The organism is Rhodococcus sp. IEGM 1408, assembly GCF_033142235.1.
Lineage (GTDB): Bacteria > Actinomycetota > Actinomycetes > Mycobacteriales > Mycobacteriaceae > Dietzia.
This window is the reverse complement of record NZ_JAWLRW010000032.1, coordinates 1-2937: the sequence shown is the minus strand read 5'-3', so window position 1 is coordinate 2937 and position 2937 is coordinate 1. Positions and strand designations below refer to the sequence as shown.

The window sequence follows — 2937 nt, the reverse complement described above, 5'->3', positions numbered from 1 at the left end:
GGTCTGTAGCGGAACCCAGTCCCGGAATCTGTGTTTCTGATCTACCCACCAGCGACGGGTATTGCTACATTTATCGGTATGGGCCACGCTTTCGGGTACGCGCGGGTGTCGACTGGCGATCAAGACGCTCGACTGCAGCACGATGCTCTGGAGGCTGCTGGCTGCTACAAGGTCTTCACCGACACCGCCTCCGGGGCATTGGCCTCGCGCCCAGAGTTGGGAAAGCTCCTCGATCAACTTCGCCCGGGCGACACGCTCGTGGTCTGGCGACTGGACCGTCTGGGCCGATCGATTCGGCATCTGATCGATCAGCTGACCGAGTTGCAAGAGCGCGGAATCGAGTTCCGATCCCTGCAAGAAAACATCGACACCGGGTCCTCGGGCGGGCGGCTGGTGTTTCACATCTTCGCCTCGCTGGCGGAGTTCGAACGAGACCTCATCTCCGAACGCACCCACGCCGGCCTGGAAGCCGCCCGAGCCCGTGGCCGTAGAGGTGGGCGCCCACCGTTGTTGTCCGGGGACAAACTGCGCACCGCCCGCAAGCTCTACGAGCAACAAGACATGACCGTCGCCCAGATCGGCGAGGTCCTGGGGGTCAGCCGCACCACCGTCTACCGGGCGCTGCAACGCGGGGCCGACAAGCCCCCGGCTCCGCGCCGACAGAAGTCGACGACGGCGTAGCCATGAACGGGGGCGATGAACCTCAAGGTTCGATCGGCGCCCCCACTGGCGCGAAGACTGCCGCGGCCCGATGGCAAGTCCTACGCCAACACGTGGAGAGCGGGGTCCCGCTGACCCAGTTGGCCGCAGCCGAAAAGGTCGGGGAACGCACTCTGCAACGCTGGCTCGCCGCCTATAGAAAGGGCGGGATCGCCGCGCTGGCTCCGGCAACGCCACCCAAGCGTGGGCGGCGCACCCACCCAGACCTTGTGGCCTACATCGAAGGCCTGGCGCTGAGTACGCCTCGACCGACCACCGCGTCAATCACCCGCAAGGCCGCCACGACCGCCACCCGCCGCGGATGGCCGATGGTCTCAGTGAGCACCGTGCGGGCCATCGTGACCGGTCTGGATCCTGGGATGCTCACACTGGCCCACCAGGGCGCGGCGGCCTACCGGGACACCTACGAGCTGGTGTGGCGACACCGCGCCGAGCGGGCCAATGCCACCTGGCAGGCCGACCACACCGAACTCGACATCCTCATCCTCGACGCCAACGGGCGATCCGCCCGTCCGTGGCTGACCGTCATCCTCGACGACTACTCCCGGGCGGTGTGCGGCTACATGGTCTTCCTCGGCGCACCGTCTGCGATGAACACCGCGCTGGCGTTGCGGCACGCGATCTGGCCCAAGAGCGATCCGAACTGGCCGATGTGCGGCCTGCCCGATGTGCTCTACGTCGATCACGGCACCGACTTCACCAGTCACCATCTCGCCCAGACCGCCAATGACCTGCACTTTCAGATCATCTACTCGACCATCGCCAGACCACAGGGCCGCGGCAAGATCGAGCGAATCTTCGGCACAATCAACACCGAACTCCTTGCCGAACTGCCGGGCTATCTCACCCGCGGTCAGCGGCACCCCGAGCCGGTACTGACGCTGCCCGAACTCGACACCGCCATCGGCGAGTTCATCAGTGCCAAGTATCACCGCCGCACCCACCCGGAGACTGGCGACAGCCCCTACCGGACCTGGATCGGCGACGGGTGGCTGCCTCGCCTGCCCGAGACCGTCGATGATCTCAACCTGCTGCTGCTGACCGTGGCCAAAACGCGCATCGTCCACCGCGACGGAGTGCGCTTCCAGGGCCTGCGGTACGTCTCACCGCTGCTGGCCGCCTACGTCAAAGAGCAGGTCGTGATCCGTTACGACCCCCGCGACATCTCCGAAATCCATGTCTTCCACAAGAACCAGTACATCTGTAAGGCCGTGGACCCCGATCACGCATCGACCACCGTCAGTCTCAAAGACATTCAACACGCACGCGCAGCCCGCCGACGCGAGCTACGCGGCCAGATCACCGAACGCATTGCCGTCGTCACCGGCCACGAAGACCCCTCGTTTCCGGCCCCGCCGACACCGACCCCACCCGCCCGGAGGAAGACGAAGCTTCGCACCTACCTGGAGGATGACTGATGTCTCCGCAACGGTTCATCGCCACCAAACAGCACCGCAGATTCGTCGAGTTCGCCGACGGCGTACGCCGGCAACACACCATTGGCATCTGCTACGGCCAAGCCGGGATCGGCAAGACACTGTCTGCCAGACGGTATGCGAACTGGCACAAAGCCGAACGACTCCTCGAGGAATGGGGCCCACGCGACGACTCCGACTTCCCGATCTATGCCGCGCTGGCCAGAAAGCGAACAGTCTTCTACACCCCCGCGGTCCTGAGCACTCCGCGTCAGGTCAGAGACGACCTCACCGGCCTGACGGTCCAAGTATCTGCGTGCATCGACGAGCATTTGATCAACACCGGCGAACTGCAGACACGAGCCAGGAACCTGCGCAAGTACGTCGAGCTGATCATCATCGACGAGTCCGACCGCCTCAATGCCACCGCCCTGGAAATGGTGCGAGACCACTACGACCGCGACAACGTCGCAGTCATCCTCATCGGCATGCCCGGGATCGAGAAGAGATTCAGCCGCTACCCGCAGCTCTACAGCCGCGTCGGATTCGCCCACGAATACCGGCCACTGAGCAAAGACGAACTGCGTTTCGTGCTCGAACGTCGCTGGCCCAAATACGGCCACCCCCTCGACCCCGACGACTTCACCGACGCTCAAGCCCTCGCCGCGATCGCACGGATCACCCGCGGCAACTTCCGACTCGTCGACAGACTGTTCACGCAGATGGAGCGCATCATGCAGATCAACGAGCTCAACACCATCACCGACGACGTCGTCGAAGCCGCCCGATCCACCCTCGTCAT

At 64.4% G+C, this 2937-nt stretch carries 3 protein-coding genes; all 3 read left to right on the top strand.

Annotated features, from left to right (window positions below; translation table 11 throughout):
- Window positions 1–78 precede the first annotated feature (78 nt).
- Window positions 79–681: a recombinase family protein gene (locus tag R4P08_RS18350; RefSeq protein ID WP_317815301.1), complete on the top strand. Its 603-nt coding sequence runs from the start codon at window positions 79–81 to the stop codon at window positions 679–681.
- Between the two features lie 2 nt (window positions 682–683).
- Window positions 684–2138 (top strand): Mu transposase C-terminal domain-containing protein, encoded by a 1455-nt coding sequence (locus R4P08_RS18345; protein ID WP_411741243.1) that lies wholly within the window; start codon window positions 684–686, stop codon window positions 2136–2138.
- A partial coding sequence (locus R4P08_RS18340; protein WP_317815300.1) for an AAA family ATPase occupies window positions 2138–2937 on the top strand: 800 nt, incomplete at its 3' end. The genes R4P08_RS18345 and R4P08_RS18340, both read left to right, overlap by 1 nt.

What these genes read in the sequence shown, in the direction of transcription:
- R4P08_RS18345 (WP_411741243.1), top strand. Translation starts at nt 684, where the DNA reads ATGAACGGGGGCGATGAACCTCAAGGTTCGATCGGCGCCCCCACTGGC.
- R4P08_RS18350 (WP_317815301.1), top strand. Translation starts at nt 79, where the DNA reads ATGGGCCACGCTTTCGGGTACGCGCGGGTGTCGACTGGCGATCAAGAC.